Source organism: Sorangium sp. So ce185, assembly GCF_051526825.1.
Lineage (GTDB): Bacteria > Myxococcota_A > Polyangia > Polyangiales > Polyangiaceae > Sorangium > Sorangium cellulosum_D.
In genome coordinates this window covers 2,382,751-2,398,220 of record NZ_CP150316.1, presented here as the reverse complement: position 1 = coordinate 2,398,220, position 15,470 = coordinate 2,382,751, and the positions used below count along the sequence as shown (strand labels likewise).

Sequence of the window (15,470 nt, the reverse complement as noted above, 5' to 3'; positions counted from 1 at the left end):
TGGAGCGCCCCGCGGCTCGCCCACCGGGTCTCCTGCGCTGAGCCCGGTGAAGCGCCGCGGGGTCGCGGCGCGCGGTCCAGCGCGCCGCCGGTCTGCCGGCGCGCGCGCTCATTCCTCGGGATCGTCGCCCTTGGGCCCGGACTGCCCCGCTGCGGCCTCGTCGCTCTCCTCGCCGTCATCCTCGGCGACCCCGGCGTCCGCCGCGCCTGCGCTCGTCGCCTCCGCGGCGAGCGCCATCCGCTCGGCGAGGGGCCGCTCGGGGAGCGTGAGCAGCGGCCCGTCGCCGAGCTCGCCGAACATGTTGAGGTACGCGTTCATCGCGTGACACACCGAGTCGGTGCGCACGTAGCGGTCCCGCACGCTCCAGAACACCCCGCCGGCGGCGGCCTTCGGGTTCTTCACCATGAAGGAGTTCTCGGGCCCATAGGTGTATTGCAAGATCTGCCGGATCGCAGCGACCACCGCGTCCTTGTACCGGTCGCAGCCCGGCATGGCCTTCGTTCGGCAGTGGTGATGGACCTCCGACATCACCTCGGCGAGCCACCCGCTCCCGCTGCTCGAGAGCGACCGCTGCCAGCGGCCGTAGCGGTAGGCGTCCTCGGGCCTGCGCCACTGCCGCTTCACGAGGTCGTCGGCGCAGCGGAACACGGTCTGCTCGGCGCGCTGGTCGCCGCTCGCCTTGACGAAGTCGAGCAGCGACTGCACCGCCCACGAGCTCGAGATCGGGTTGGGCTTCCTGTACTCGTCGCCGAGGAAGCAGCCCTTCTTGGCGATCCTGGCGAGCAGGAGGTCCGCGGTCTGGGCCGCGGCGTCGAGGTATTTCTTGTTGTTCGTGGCCCGGTAGGTGCGCGACAGCGCGGAGAGGACCTGTCCCGTGTAGAGCGTCGACTCCTTCCCCTGGACCTTCCACGCGCCGCCCTCTTGCCCGACCAGGGCCGAGCGCACGCTGCCGTCGGGCCGCTGCATCGAGATCAGCCAGTCGGCCGCCATGACGGCGGACTCCAGGTACTTCTTCTCCTTCGTGATGTTGTAGAGCTCGATCAGCGTGAAGATCGACTTCGACGCCGTGCCGACGACCAGCCGGCGCTCGGGGCGCTTGCGCTCCAGATCGAACGCGTAGAAGAACGCGCCGGCCGTCCGATCGCCCGTCTCGAGGCTCTGCATGCCCATCATGAAGCCGGCGGCCTCGGTCGCCGTGCGGAGCAGGCGCGGGTCGGGCTTGTAGGCGTGCAGCTTCAGCAAGGTCAGCGCCGTGGACGCGGTGTAGATCGTGTGGAGCTCGTCCTCGAACCGGTCGGCGGGCGCGTGGTAGTACTTGTGAACCCCCTTGTGCGCCGGATCGATGACGCGCAAGAGATAGCCTTTGCCGTCCTCGATGCGCTTCGCGAGGAGGGCCTTGTCGAGGGCGCGGACCGGCACGAGCCCCTGGGTGAGCTCGAGGCCCTTCCCCTTGCGCTCGACGCTCTCGATCATCGACTCGTGATGATCCGGCAGCTCCACGACGAGCCGCGCGCCGGCGAGCGCCTCGCGCGCGCCCCCCGCCGCGGCCACGGCCCGCCGCGCGGCCTCCTTCAGCGCGACGCAGAGCCCCGCGTCCGACGCCTCCCCGCGGGCGATCTGCTTCCCTTCCTGGAACCCGATCACGACGGCGCGGAAAGGCCGTTTGGACGACAGGGACAGATCGCACGTCACCTTGTCGCCGCCCGCGGTCACCTGGCGGACGAAGGCGACGGTGCGATCGCGGAAGGTGTCATTGTCGAGCTCGGCGCCCGCGCCGCCGCCCTCCGGGACCTGGATCGCCGGGTCGGGCACCCGGGGCAGATTCGCCGCGATCTGGGCCGCGAAGCGGTCGTCGCCCTGGGTCGCGGCGGCCTTCCGGACCGCCGGGGCGCCGGTCGCCACGGCCGGCGCGGCGGCGTCGGGCTTCCCCGCCGCGGCCTCCTCGGCGGGCTTGCGGCTATCGCAACCGATCGCGAGCGCGGAGGACACGGCGGCCACGGCCAAGACGGTTGCGGCGGAGAGAACGCGTAAAGACGGCATGGACAAGGTCCCCGGAAGCAGCGATATCGACGCGTACCAAGAACCCCGGGGCCCCGCAAGGCCGAACGGGGACCGCCGCACCCCGGACTCGGGCGCTCGCCCCCTGTCGCCTCGACTCGATGCTCACATCGGCGCCGCGTGTACGCGCCGCCGCGCGTGCCGTGCGCGCGGCGAGCCCACTGCCGCCTGTGACGGCCGCACGACAGCAAGACTCCTAGATGTTCCCGGGTGATTCATCGCTTGCGCCGAGTGCGCGGAGGCGGCGAACTACATGGGTTTCGTGCCCTCATCGGGTCTGAGACGAAAGGAGCCGGGTGGCGGGATGCACTTTTTGACACAACGCAATACAGCGTTGACATCGTGGCTCGGGGCGGCCCTCCTCGCGATCGGTCCGGGATGCGCGGCCGGAGCGGCGGCGGAGGAGACGACCGCAGCCGTCGAGCGCCTCGGCGGGAGCACGTCGTTCGTGTCGGCGGACGATCTGCCCACGATGTTTTACGGGGAAGAGGAAGAGGAAGAGGAAGAGGAAGAGGAAGAGGAAGAGGAAGAGGAAGAAGAGGAAGAAGAGCAGACCGAGCTCGAGGAGGGCGACATCTACCGGGTCCTCGGGGACGGGCATCTCCTGAACCTCAACAGCTACCGGGGCCTGCAGGTCATCGACATCCACGATCCGGAGAGCCCGGCGATGGTCGGCCAGATGCCGGTCGCCGGGACGCCCGTCGAGATGTACGTCGATGGCGACCGCGCGATCGTGCTGCTGAACGACTGGGTCGGGCTCCGCGCCACCCCGGGCAGCCTCATCATGGATCGCCGCGCGGGCGGGGCGGTCCTGCTCATCGATCTCACCAACCGGAACGCGCCCGAGCTCCTGTCACAATTCGATGTACCTGGAACCATTCAGACAAGCCGTTACGCGAACGGCGCGACCCTGGACGCCCTTTACGTGGCCAGCACCAACTGGGGGTGGACGGATCTCGGGAACGATCAGTACGAGTGGCACAACGAGGCTGTGGTCAAGAGCTTCGAGGTGACGCACGGCGGGCTCGTGGAGCGCAGCCAGCTCGATCTCGGCGGGTGCGTGACGGACATCCATGGCGAGGGGGACGTCCTGCTCGTGGCGCGGGGGCCCGTGGGCTGGGACGACGAGAACAGCCAGGTGTCGCTCGTCGACATCTCGAGCGTCGACGGTTCGATGACGCTCCGCGATACCGTCACCGTGGACGGCTATGTGCGCTCGCGGTTTCACATGGACTTCCGCGACGACATGCTGCGCGTCTTCTCCGGCCCGCAGCGAGGCGGCGGGTCGAGCCACCTGCAGACGTGGGACGCATCGGATCCGGACGAGCTCGCGCCGATCGACAAGGCGGACTTCGGCGACGGACAGTCGCTCTTCGGCGCGGTCTTCCTCGACGACCGGGCGTTCGCCGTCACCTACCTCCGCGTGGACCCTTTCCACGCGTTCTCGATCGATCCCGACGGGAACATCGAGGAGAAGAGCGAGCTCATCGTCTCCGGCTGGAACGACTTCTTCCGCCCGGTGCTCGGCGCGACCCGCCTCATCGGGATCGGCGTGAACGACGAGGGCGGGACGCGCAGGCTCGCGGCCAGCCTGTACGACATCACCGACCTGGAGAACCCGAGCCCGATGCTCGCGCGCGCCGAGGTGAGCGGGGACGAGGGCGGCTGGAGCTGGTCGGAGGCCAGCTGGGATCGCCGCGCGTTCACCGTGCTCGACGACGCGGTGAGCGTGGAGGCGCCGACCGGCGAGACCGAGACGGGCCTCGTGCTGCTGCCGTTCACCGGTGACAACACGTCGAGCGGCGTGTCGAAGCACGCGTCCGGCGTGCAGATCTTCACGTTCTCGGGCGCGACCCTGACCCGCCGCGGGGTGATGAGGCACGCCTCCCCCGTGCGGCGCTCGTTCCGCGTCGACCCGAGCACCGCGGCGAACGTGTCGGAGACGCAGCTCAGCCTCTACGATCAGCGCGACGTCGACGCCCCGGAGCGGCTCGGCGCGCTCGATCTCGCGCCGTCCTACGACACGATCTTCGCGTACGGCGATCACCGCGTGCGCATCCGCAACCCCGAGCAGGACGCCGGGCAGCGCGAGCCCGACGCGATGGCCCTGGCGGAGGTCATCTCCGCGGACGACGACGCCGGCATGGCGACGCCGCTCGCGACCATCCCGGTCCCGCCCGACGCGAGCTACTACAAGGTCGGCGACGACCTGCTCGCCGTCGTGACCTCCCGGTACGTGAGCTGGCCGGACTACGAGACAACGATCAGCGTCGTCGATTTTTCGGACCCGCGGAGGCCGCGGGCGGCGGGCCAGCTCGTCACGACGGCCCTGCCCCCGACCCACGGCGCTGCTCACGATGACGACCATGACCAGCCGACGCGGGTCCACGTCACGAACAGGTCGCTCACGTTCACGCGCAAGACCGACGTCTGGTCCAATCTCGGGCCGGGCGATCAGTGCGATTCGCACGTCACGTACGCTCACGGCGACCACGCCTGCACCGGGCTCGACGGCTGCACCTACTACACGGGGCAGCGCACCTGCCAGTCGATCGACGGGGGGCCGGAGTACTGCGCGGGCGGGTTCGCCGCGTGCACGACGCGGCTCGGCGCCAGGGACGCCTGCGCGCCGGTCCTCGACGAGGCCGCGCTCGACGGGCTGCTCGAGTCGTACTGCTACGCCGGCGACGTGGGCCGCCAGATCCGGCAGATGAGCGTCCACGTGGTCGACCTCTCGGACCCGGATCATCCGGCCCTGGCGCCGCCCCTCGCGCTGCCGGCCGACGAGGACGCCGTGAGCTCGCTGTCGCACGAGGGCGACGTCTACGTCTCCATCAAGCTGCCGGCCGCCGTGCCCCACGACCCGCGCCCCCACGCGCGCTATTTCCTCCGGCGCGTCGACCTGTCCCACCCGGGGGCGCCCGCCCTCGGCCCGGCGATCAACATCCCCGGCGAGGCCCTCGCGATCCGCGGCACGAAGGTGTTCACCCGCGACCGGGTGTGGGGCCCCTCCTTCATCGAGCCGGCGCTCGCGAAATCGACGCTGTACGGCGGGCGCGCGCACCTCAACAAGTACCACGAGCTCACCGGCAAGGCGCTCGGCGACACCGTCCTCATCGATCAGCACCAGAGGGCGCTCTTGACGTACGGCGAGCGGAGCTGGCCGACGTACTGGCGATGGAGCCACGGAGACGAGCCCCGCAGCTTCGCGATCCTGAGGGCCAGCGACACGAGATCGTCGACCGGGTTCGACGTCCTCTCGGAGACGCCCGTCGACAGGTGGATGACGCTCATGCCGTACGCCGCCGAGCGCCGCGCGTTCTTCAACGTGTACGGCGGCACGCTGATGGTCGACTACGACGACCCGCGGAGCCCCGTGGCGCAGGCGTTCTTCCACGGCGCGTCGTCCCCCCGGGTGCTGCTCGATCGGGCGCGCGACGAGGTCGTGGTCGCCGCCGATCGGTACGGCATCCACGAGCTCGATCTCGACGCCTCGAACCTCCTGCCGTGACCCGCGAGGGAGGCGGCGCGCGCCTCCCCTGCCCGCCCTCCCTCCCTTCGCCGCCCGGCGCGCCGCGCGCTACGCTTCCCGGATGGGACCGGCGCAGATCAAGGGCAAGAACGTGGACATAAAGCTGTGGACCCGGCCGGAGGAGGTCGAGCCGGTCGCGCTGGAGCAGCTGCGCAACATCAGCGCCCTGCCCTGGGTGTTCCACCACGTCGCCGCGATGCCCGACGTCCACTTCGGCAAGGGCGCGACCGTCGGCTCGGTCATCGCGATGCGGGACGCCGTCGCGCCCGCCGCCGTCGGCGTCGACATCGGCTGCGGCATGGGCGCGCTCCGCACGAACCTCACCGCGGCCGACCTGCCCGACGACCTCAAGCGGATCCGGAGCGACCTCGAGCGGGCGATCCCCGTCGGGTTCGCCGCCCACGACACGCCGCTCAAGGGGTTCGCGGGCCTGCCGCTCTGGGACGAGTTCGCGAGCCTGACCCCGAAGGTGAAGGGGCTGTTCACGAGGGCGCGCTGTCAGCTCGGCACGCTCGGCGGCGGCAACCACTTCATCGAGCTCTGCCTCGACACGGACGGCGGCGTGTGGCTGATGCTCCACTCCGGCTCGCGCAACATCGGCAAGGAGCTCGCCGAGATCCACATCGCCACGGCGAAGAAGCTCGCCCACAACCGCGACCTGCCCGACCGCGAGCTCGCGGTGTTCCTCGCCGGCACCCCGGAGATGAAGGCCTATCGGCACGACCTCTTCTGGGCGCAGCGCTACGCCCGCGCGAACCGCGAGGCCATGTTCCACCTCGCCGAGGGCGTCCTCCGGCGGCACTTCCCGCAGCTCGAGATCCAGGAAGCCATCTATTGCCATCACAATTACGTGTCAGAAGAGATCCATTTCGGCGAGGAGGTGCTCGTGACGCGCAAGGGCGCGATCCGCGCCGGCAAGGGCGAGCTCGGCATCATCCCCGGCTCGATGGGCACGCGCTCCTACATCGTCCGCGGCCTCGGCAACCCCGAGGCGTTCGAGAGCGCGTCGCACGGCGCGGGCCGCAAGATGAGCCGCGGCGAGGCGAAGCGGCGCTTCACCACGAAGGACCTGGCCGCGCAGACGGCCGGCGTCGAGTGCCGCAAGGACGGCGGCGTCCTCGACGAGATCCCCTCCGCCTACAAGCCGATCGAGCGCGTCATGGAGGACCAGCGCGATCTCGTGGAGATCGTCGCCGAGCTCCGGCAGGTCCTGTGCGTGAAGGGGTGATCGACCGGCGCGGGCCTCGCCGCGTCTCCGCGAGGCGCGCCCGGGGTTCGCGGTCCCTTCCCGCCCCGCTCTCGGCTAGCATGCGCGTCGCTGCCGCGACGCACGCCGCGATCGGACGTGCCGCGCGCCGCAGCGCAGGGAAGCCATGAAGTCGGACTGGATCGATCTGGGCCCCCTCTCCGAATTTCCGGCGGAGGAGCCCGTGCTCCGCAAGGACGACGCGGGGCGGCGCTTCGCCTGCGTCCTCCGGGGCGGCGAGGTCCACGCGCTCGACGATCGTTGCCCTCACCAGGGCTACCCGCTCTCCGAGGGCGCGCTGCGCGGCGGCGTGCTGACGTGCGCGTGGCACAACTGGAAGTTCGACGTCGCCTCGGGCGCCTGCACGTTCGGCGGCGAGCCGGTGCGGCGCTACGCCACCCGCGTCGACGGCGGCCGCGTGCTGCTCAACCGGGCCGTCGACACCGCGGCCGAGGTGCGGCGCCTCGTCGCCAGCCTTCGCGAGGCGATCCTCCGCGACGACCCGGCCCGCGCCCTGCGCGACGGCCTCCGGCTGGGCGCGCTCGGGCTCCACCGCATGGAGACCGGCCTCGGCAGCCTCCACCTCGCGTTCGAGGTGCTCGCCAAGGACGGGGCCGAGCGCGCCGAGTACGGCTTCGATCACGGCCTCGCGCTGCTCTCGGATCTCTGCGCCTGGGTCGAGCGCGGCTGGGTCCCCGCCGAGGAGGCGTTCGTGGTCGCCGCCCACGCGATCGGCGAGGCGTCGGCCCGGCTCGGCCCGCGCGGCAAGGGCGCCGGCAGGGCGACGGCGCGCTCGCCGCTCGCGCGCATCGTCGAGTTCGAGCTCGACGAGCCGGCGAAGGTGAGCGAGGCGCTCGCGGCGGAGCGGCGCGACGAGGCCGAGGCGCGGATGCGCGAGCTGGTCGAGGTCCGCGGCGCCGCCGGCGCGCGCCGGGCGCTCCTGCCCTTCGTCGCGCAGCACCTCTACGACTACGGGCACGGCGCGATCTTCCTCGCGAAGGCGCTGGAGCTGGCCGAGCGGTTCTCGTCGGCGGCCGACGAGGTCCTCGCCGCCTCGACGGTGCAGCTCGCCTGGGCCACCGCCGACACGAGCCTGCCCCCCTTCGCCGCCACGCGCGCCGCGCTCGCGCGCCTCGCCGAGCTGCCTTTGCCCGGCGCCGAGGCCGCCGCGGAGCCCGCGGGCTCGAGCGGCGCCGGCCCGGCCGCCGCCGGCGCCGCGCCGCTCGACCCGGCGGAGCGCGCCGCCTTCGAGGCGGAGGTGCTCGCCGGGGAGCGGCCGGCCGTGGAGGCGACCGTGCGCTGGCTCGCGCGCGGCGCCGGCCCGCTCGCGCTGCTCGTCGCGATCGGCCACGCCGCGGCCGTCCGCCTTGCGCGCTTCGATCCGGCCTGGGAGCAGCGCCTCGACGCCGAGGTCGGGGTGCTCGACGTCACCCACGCCGTCACCTTCGCGGAGGCGGCGGCCGCGCTCGGGCGCGAGGCCTCCCCGCGCGAGGCCGCGCAGCTCGCCGTGCTCGCCGCCGGCTTCGTCGGCAAGCTCCGCAACGCGGACGCCGCCGCGCCGCCCGCGTCGGCCGCGCTGACGGCGCGCGCGCCCGGCGGCACGCTGCTCCAGGCGGCGGAGGCGCGCGACGTCGGCGGGGCGCTCGCGATCGCGCGCGAGCTCGACGCCGGCGGGCGCCTCCGCGCCTTCGCGGAGCTCGCGCCGTTCGCCGCGCTCGACGCCGCCGTGAGGCCGATCTTCACGGCGCACGCCGTGAAGACGCTCGAGGCGCTCAGGCGCCTCGAGTCGTCCGATCCGCAGCCCGACGGCGCGTACCTCGCGGCGCTGCTCGCCTACGTGGTCCCCGTCCGGCGGGAGCTCCACGCGCGCCGGCTCGCGGCCGTGGCGAAGAAGTTCATGTCCGATGGTCGGCCACCCGAGGGGCTGTATTGAGCCGCGCGCGGATCCGCGGCTCCGTCAGTGGCCAGACTAGGGACCATCATGCATACTGATTGTCTATGCGGCTTGAGCCTGGGTCCCACGTAGCGCCGCACCTTACGCTCGTCAGCCTCCTCAGGATGGGGGGGATCGGCAGCATCTGGACGGCATACCACCTCGGGCTCGGCAAGGACGTCGCCGTCAAGTTCATCTCTGCGTCGCTCGCGACCGATCCGATCGCGGTCGCCCGGTTCCACCGCGAGGGCGCGCTCATGGCGAGGATCAAGAGCCCTCACGTGGCCGAGGTCTACGAGCACGGCGTCGCCGCCGGCGGCCTCCCGTACATCGTCATGGAGCTGCTGCGCGGTGAGGAGCTGTCCGACCGGCTCGCGCGCTCCGGGCGCCTGTCCCTGCAGGAGACGGTCTCCCTGGTCTCGCAGCTCTGCGGGGCGCTCACCGCGGCGCACAGGCTCGGGATCATTCACCGGGACATCACGCCGGAGCACGTCTTCCTCGCCGACGACGGCGGGAGCATCTGCGTCAAGCTGCTCGATTTCGGCGTGGCCAGGGGGGATGTCGACCCCGACGGGACGACGCTGACGGCCACGGGCGCGGTCGTCGGCAACCTCGTCTACATGAGCCCGGAACAGTTCTTCAACCCGAAGAGGGTCGATGGCCGCTCGGACCTCTGGTCCGTGGCCGTCATGGCGTACCAGGCGCTCACCGGCGCGCCGCCGTTCGAGCAGAAGGGGCTCGAGGCGCTGCTGGGCGCCATCCGTATCGGCATCTTCCCGCTCCCGAGCGAGCGCTCCGCCGACGTCACGCCTGCCCTCGACGCGTGGTTCGTCAGGGCGCTGTCCCGCGAGCCGACCGGCCGCTTCGGCTCGGCCGAGGAGATGGCGGACGCGCTGCACCGGGCCATGGCCGCCGGGCCGCCGAGCCCTGTGGGCGCGCCTCCCGAAGCGGGCTAGCCTAGCCGCCATGGCGCGCGCCCGCATCCCGAGCCGTCCCAACCACGAGCTCGTGTTTCGCAGCGCCCGCAAGGGCGAGGAGGGCACGCTCGCCTCGGTCGCCTACCGCGCGTTCCAGGCGGGCGATCCGGAGGCGTGGCTGCGGTATTTCACCGAGCACGCGCACCTCGCCCTCGACAACGTGATCGTCGCGGAGACCGACGGCCAGCTCGTCGGGCACGTCTCCTCGCTCGACCTGACGATGAGCTTCGCGGGCGCGGACGTCCCCTTCCAGGGCCTCGCGTCCGTGGCGGTGCTCCCGGAGTTCCGCCGCCGGGGCATCGCGGATCGGCTCGTCCGCGAGAGCCTCCGCCGCATGCGCCGCCGCGGCGAGGCGCTCGCGCTGCTCCACCCCTTCCGGCTCTCGTTCTACCGCAGGTTCGGCTTCGGCGTGTGCGAGCTCCGGGACGTCGTGCGCACCTCGCCCGACCGGCTCCCGGACTCGGTGCTGCGCCGCCACGTGCGGGCCTTCTCCCGCCCGCGGGACGAGCCGCTCATCAAGCAGGCCTACGACCTCGCGCGAGCCGACACCACGGGGCAGCTCTCGCGGAGCGACTACTGGTGGGACGTGCGCGTGTTCAAGCGCTCCCCGAGCGGCGCGGTCTACGTCGATCCGGGCTCCAAGGCGATCGCCGGCTACTTGTTCTTCGACGTCCCGGAGGGCGGCTCTTACGGCGTCCAGCAGCTGCTCGTCCGCGAGCTCCGCGCGCCGACGTCGGGCGCGTACCGCGGGCTCATCGGCTTCCTCGGCGCGCTCGGCGATCAGTACGAGGTCGTGGAGCTGGTGCTGCCGCGCGGCTACGGCGCGCCGCTGCTCGACGAGCCGGGCATCCGCGACGAGCCGATGGTGTACGAGACGGCGGCCCGGCACCCCGGCCTGTGCCCGCCCGTGCACACGGCGCACCGCCGCAACGTCCTCGGCCTGACGGCGGCCGGCGCGATGGGGCGCATCGTCGACGTCGCCGCCGCGCTCGCGCTGCACCCGTCGCCGCGGAAGCACGGCGTCCGCGGGGCCATCGGCCTCGACGTCGAGGACCCCGTGTTCACCGACGCGCCGCGCGCCTTCGACGTCACCTTCGCGGCCCGCGGCGTCCAGACGGCGCCCGGCAGCACGGCGGGCGACCGCCTCTCGTTATCCATCGAGCGGCTCACGCAGATCTATTTCGGCGCCACGTCGGCGCGCGATCTCCTGAGCCAGGGCTTCGTGGTGGGCAGCGCCAAGGCGGCCGCGCTCCTCGACGCGGCGTTCGCCGGCCCCCCCCTGTTCCTCGGCGCCTACAACGGATTCTGAAGCGCGGCGCCGCTCAGGCGCCGCGCCGGCTCCGGAGGAAGAGCTTGAGCGAGCGCGCGATCAGCGACGTCTCTTCCCCGCCCTTGCGCGTCTCGGTGGCCGCGTCGTCCTGCGTGTCGACGAGGAGCTGCCACGGCCTGGGATCGTCGGCGAAGGGGAGCAGGAACGGCAGGTCGCACTCCGAGGCGTTGAGCAGCAGGACGAAGTCGTCGTCGACCAGCCGGTCGCCGGACTCGTCCACGTCGTCCAGCCCCTCGCCGGACAGGAACACCCCGAGGCACTTCGTGCACGGGTTCGACCAGTCCTCGTCGGTCATCAGCTCGCCGTCCAGGCGATACCACTGGATATCGTACGCCTTGCCTCCACGGATCGCGCGCCCCTTGAAGAAGGTCGAGCGCCGGAGCGCGGGGTGCTCGTGCCGGATGCGGAGGCACTTGCGCGTGAACTCCAGGAGCGCGCGCGACGGCTCGTCCCAGGTCCACGGCTGCCAGGTGAGCGGGCCGTCCTGGCAGTACCCGTTGTTGTTCCCCTCCTGCGTGCGCCCCCGCTCGTCGCCGTGGAGGATCATCGGCGTGCCCTGCGAGAAGAGGAGCGAGGCCATGATGTTCCGCATCTGGCGCGCGCGCAGCCGGAGGATCTCGGGATCGTCGGTCGGCCCCTCGGCGCCGCAGTTCCACGAGCGGTTGTCGTCCGCGCCGTCGCAGTTGCCCTCCCCGTTCGCCTCGTTGTGCTTGTGGTTGTACGAGACGAGGTCGGCCAGGGTGAAGCCGTCGTGGGCCGTGACGAAATTGATGCTCGTGTACGGCTTGCGCCCGCTGTTCTCGTAGAGGTCGCTGCTCCCCGTGATCCGGAACCCGAGATCGGAGGCGACGCCGCCGGCGCCGCGCCAGAAGTCGCGCAGCGTGTCCCGGTAGCGGCCGTTCCACTCCGCCCAGCGCACCGGGAAATTGCCCACCTGGTAGCCGCCGGGGCCCACGTCCCACGGCTCGGCGATGAGCTTCACCTGGCTGAGCACCGGGTCCTGGTGGATGATCGTGAAGAAGCTCGAGAGCTGCTCGACGTCGTGGAGGCCGCGCGCCAGCGCCGCCGCCAGGTCGAACCGGAACCCGTCCACGTGCATGTCGAGGACCCAGTACCGCAGCGAGTCCATGATCAGCTGGAGCGTCTGCGGGTGGCGCACGTTGAGGGTGTTGCCCGTGCCCGTGTAGTCGAAATAGTAGCGCTCGTTGCCGGGGACGAGCCGGTAATAGGTCGGGTTGTCGATGCCGCGCAGGCTCAGCGTCGGGCCGAGGTGGTTGCCCTCGGCCGTGTGGTTGTAGACGACGTCGAGGATGACCTCGATGCCGGCGGCGTGGAGCGCCTTCACCATCTCCTTGAACTGCCGGACCTCGGACGCCACCTCGGCGCCCGCGCGGTAGTCGACGTCCGGAGCGAAGAAGCCTATCGAGTGGTAGCCCCAGTAGTTCCGGAGCCCCTTGTCGAGCAGGAACTTCTCGTGCACGAAGGCGTGCACCGGCAGGAGCTCGATGGCGGTGATGCCGAGGTACCGCAGGTACCCGATGATGGCCGGGTGGGCGATGCCCAGGTAGGTCCCGCGCAGCTCTTCCGGGACCTCCGGGTGCAGCATCGTCAGGCCGCGGACGTGCGCCTCATAGATGACGCTGCGGTGGAACGGGACGTACGGGCGCCGATCTCCGCTCCAGTCGAACGAGGGGTCGATGACGACGCCGAGCGGGGCGCCGAGCGCCTCGCCGTCGGCCATCACGAGATCGCCGTCCGGCTCGCCGCTGCGGTGGGCGAACGCGTTGGCGTCCCACCGGACCCGCGACGCGAGCGCCTTCGCGTAGGGATCGAGCAGGCGCGCCCTGGGATTGAAGCGCAACCCCCGCTCCGGCGCCCACGGGCCGTGCACGCGATAGCCGTACTTCTGCCCTGGCCCCACGTCGGGCACGTAGATGTGCCACACCAGCGAGGTGCGGTGGCGCATCGGCAGCCGCTGCTCGTTCCCCTCGTCGTCGACGAGGCACAGCTCGACCGCTTCGGCGTTCTCCGAGAACAGCGCGAACTGCGTTCCAACGCCGTCCCATGTCGCGCCGAGCGGGTAAGGATCCCCCGGTCGCAATCCCTTGCGCTTCTGGTTCATGCTGTTCTCCAGGCCGGGAGTGGGCCCCCCCGTCTCGGCCTTGTTGCGATGGGCGTGTGTTCGCTGGCTAGGCCACGTGGCTGCGGCGGCTGTGCAGGACGTCGGTCACGGCGTCCGCCACGCTCCGCGCCATCCCCTCGGCGATGCGGAGGGTCTGGGCCTGGTCGCCCTCCGGGGTGCAGAACCTGAGGCGTTCGATCATGTCAGCGAGCCGCCGGGCTAGCTCGCACGCCTCAGCGATGGAAGCTGATGACTCGAGGGAGGCCCTCCGCTGCGGGAGGGGGACCAGTTCTTCGGTCGGCGTCATCGGGGTTGAAATCATGCCTGGCTCCTTCGATATCGGTGATGCCTACAGTCAGCTACCACGGAGAGCAGGCATCATGCCAGCAACACTTCCGTGTGTACGCTCACCGCGGACACAACAGCCGGCGCTCCACGGTGGAGCTTGGGGCAACAAAATCGCCACACGTGGGGCGATTTGTCTCCCACAGCGTCGGTCATCGGTGCCCTGGACAGCCAGATGCAAAAATTGCAAGCACATTGCGCGCCCGTGAGGGTAATATCATGACAAAAGATGTCCTGGACGGCCACGTGGGCTCTGCCGGGGCTGGATTCGGCCTCCTGTCGCCTGCGCGCACCCCGGCGGCGAGGCCGTGTGGGACGAGCGGGCGGGCGCGCCGGGAGCGCTCGTCCCCGCCCCGGCGGCGGATGGTGCTCGGGGCCGGCGCGGGTTCGCGGCCGGGCACCGCGACAGGCGCGGCTGCGCGACGGCGGCCGCCGCTGGCCGCTGCGCAGGGGTCGCCGACGATGGGGGTCGCGGCGCGCCTCGTCCGCTCCGTTCCGGCCACACGTTCGTCGTTTCAGTGCTCTTCGCCCTGATTCATCTTGACTCGAGCGCCTGGAGCGCGGCGCGAGATCCTGTGGGAAGCGCTCGCGCGCCGCGGGGCGCGGGCGGGGCCGATCGCGCACATCGGGAGAGGCCGTCTCGGCCGCGGCGTGGACGAACGAGGCGGCTGTAGCAGCGCCCGGGGGGCCCAGGTTAGACTCCGGTCCGCCGCGGCGGCCGCCGGTCCAACGCGCCGCGGTCGAGAAAGCTCATGATCGGAACACTCCAGGCGAAGCTCCAGTATCTCAAGAACAAGAACCTCCACAACTGGCTCGGCGGCTACGCCCGCCAGAGGATCGAGAACGCCCGCAGTCCGCGTCCGATCGGCCCGCGACACCTCCTCTTCGCGGTCTGCGACCACTGGGAGCCGGGGTGGGAGAACGCGACGCCGGAGGTCGGCGACGCGCGGGTGAGGGCGTGGTCGGAGCGATATCCCGAGATGGCCGGCGCCTACCGCGACGCGGACGGCCGGCACCCGCGCCACAGCTTCTTCTTCCCGGGGGAGCAGTACACGCCCGGGTGGCTCGACGCGCTGGCGGATCTCACGCGCCGCGGCTTCGGCGAGGTGGAGCTGCACCTGCACCACCACAACGACACGGAGGAGAACCTGCGCGCGGACATCCGCAGGTACCTGGAGATCCTCGGGAAGCACGGGCACTTCTCGCGCGACGCGGACGGGCGCATGCGATACGGGTTCATCCACGGCAACTGGTGTCTGGCGAACTCCGGGCGGGACTCGCGGAACTGCGGAGTCGACGCGGAGCTCCCGCTCCTGTTCGAGACCGGCTGCTATGCCGACTACACGTTCCCGTCGGCCCCTGACGAGTCGCAGCACAGCATCGTGAACCAGATCTACTGGCCGACCGGCAACCTGGCGCGCCGGAGGGCCCACGCCGTCGGCGCCCGGGCCAAGGTCGGCGAGGTGCTGGAGGACCGGATCCTGATGATCGAGGGTCCGCTCGCGCTCGCGCTGACGCGCCGGGGGAACCGGGTGCGGGTGCGGATGGAGTACGGCGCGCTCCAGGCGGTCGATCCGCCGACGCCGGACCGGGTGAAGACGTGGGTGGATCAGAACATCCACATCGAGGGGCGGCCCGAGTGGGTGTTCGTCAAGGTCTACACGCACGGGGCGCCCGAGGATCAGGCGGAGTCGCTGCTCGGCGCGGGGAGCCACACGCTGCACCGGGAGCTCACGACCCGGTACAACGATGGTAAGGAGTGGGTGCTCCACTACGTGACCGCGCGCGAGATGTACAACATCGCGATCGCGGCGCTCGACGGCAAGACGGGCAACCCCGGGGACTACCGGGATTACCGGCTGAAGCCGCCGCCCTGCGCGAGCTGACGCGCCCGGAGACCCGGCCTCCGGGGCCCCCCGCGCGACAA

The 15,470-nt window shown here is 71.4% G+C and carries 9 protein-coding genes; 6 read left to right on the top strand and 3 right to left on the bottom strand.

The annotated features are described in order from the left end of the window. Positions 1-108 precede the first annotated feature (108 nt). Complete coding sequence (locus tag WMF26_RS08840) at positions 109-1,989, bottom strand: D-glucuronyl C5-epimerase family protein (RefSeq protein ID WP_437999955.1); 1,881 nt, start codon at positions 1,987-1,989, stop codon at positions 109-111. Between the two features lie 403 nt (positions 1,990-2,392). Between WMF26_RS08840 and WMF26_RS08835 the strand changes: the two genes are divergently transcribed. The 5 genes from WMF26_RS08835 (at position 2,393) to WMF26_RS08815 (ending at position 11,055) form a co-directional block, all read left to right on the top strand. After that, positions 2,393-5,569, top strand: a complete 3,177-nt coding sequence (locus tag WMF26_RS08835; protein ID WP_437999954.1) for a beta-propeller domain-containing protein — start codon at positions 2,393-2,395, stop codon at positions 5,567-5,569. 82 nt (positions 5,570-5,651) lie between these two features. Then, positions 5,652-6,818, top strand: coding sequence for an RtcB family protein (locus WMF26_RS08830; RefSeq protein ID WP_437939605.1), 1,167 nt, complete (start codon positions 5,652-5,654; stop codon positions 6,816-6,818). Between the two features lie 145 nt (positions 6,819-6,963). Then, positions 6,964-8,769 carry a Rieske 2Fe-2S domain-containing protein gene (locus tag WMF26_RS08825; RefSeq protein ID WP_437999953.1) on the top strand — a complete coding sequence of 602 codons (1,806 nt, stop codon included), beginning with the start codon at positions 6,964-6,966 and terminating at the stop codon, positions 8,767-8,769. 125 nt (positions 8,770-8,894) lie between these two features. Beyond that, the gene (locus tag WMF26_RS08820) at positions 8,895-9,725 is read left to right on the top strand and encodes a serine/threonine-protein kinase (RefSeq protein ID WP_437999952.1); all 831 of its coding nucleotides are present in this window, start codon (positions 8,895-8,897) and stop codon (positions 9,723-9,725) included. A 10-nt stretch (positions 9,726-9,735) separates the two neighbouring features. After that, positions 9,736-11,055 (top strand): GNAT family N-acetyltransferase, encoded by a 1,320-nt coding sequence (locus tag WMF26_RS08815; RefSeq protein WP_437945676.1) that lies wholly within the window; start codon positions 9,736-9,738, stop codon positions 11,053-11,055. Positions 11,056-11,068: 13 nt separating this feature from the next. On the opposite strand, the gene glgX is transcribed toward WMF26_RS08815, so the two are convergent. Next, complete coding sequence (gene glgX / locus WMF26_RS08810; RefSeq protein ID WP_437999951.1) at positions 11,069-13,198, bottom strand: glycogen debranching protein GlgX; 2,130 nt, start codon at positions 13,196-13,198, stop codon at positions 11,069-11,071. Between the two features lie 67 nt (positions 13,199-13,265). After that, positions 13,266-13,400 (bottom strand): hypothetical protein, encoded by a 135-nt coding sequence (locus WMF26_RS08805; RefSeq protein WP_437336732.1) that lies wholly within the window; start codon positions 13,398-13,400, stop codon positions 13,266-13,268. Between the two features lie 895 nt (positions 13,401-14,295). Between WMF26_RS08805 and WMF26_RS08800 the strand changes: the two genes are divergently transcribed. Further along, a complete protein-coding gene (locus WMF26_RS08800) occupies positions 14,296-15,429 on the top strand; it encodes a hypothetical protein (RefSeq protein ID WP_437336731.1) in 1,134 nt (377 codons plus the stop codon). The last annotated feature ends 41 nt before the right edge of the window (positions 15,430-15,470 follow it).